Source organism: Pseudomonas sp. SIMBA_041 (assembly GCF_046535095.1).
Classification (GTDB): Bacteria; Pseudomonadota; Gammaproteobacteria; order Pseudomonadales; family Pseudomonadaceae; genus Aquipseudomonas; species Aquipseudomonas mucoides.
The window spans coordinates 1-263 of record NZ_JAWRXJ010000468.1; the positions used below are offsets into that span (position 1 = coordinate 1).

General features: G+C 70.0%; 1 pseudogene. It reads right to left on the reverse strand.

Annotation, left to right across the window (positions count from 1 at the left end):
- Positions 1 to 263: pseudogene (locus SB725_RS31955) on the reverse strand (sel1 repeat family protein); the annotation flags it as partial.

Genomic DNA, 263 nt, shown 5'->3' on the forward strand with positions numbered 1-263 from the left:
TAGGCCTGGGCCAGGTCGCGAATCTCGGGGTGCGTGGCCTTGAGCAGCGCAGCGCATGCCACCCGGGGGAAATTCAGGTTGCCACCGGCCAGAGCCCGTTGCAGCCACGCCACGGCTTCGTCGATACGCCCGGCATCGGCCAGCACTGCCGCATGGCTGAACTGCCCGCGAAAATCCCCGCCTTCGGCCGAGCGCCGGTACCAGTCCCGCGCCGCTTCAAGGTCGGCCTGGCACACCAGCCCCTCCTCCAGGTAGCGCCCCAG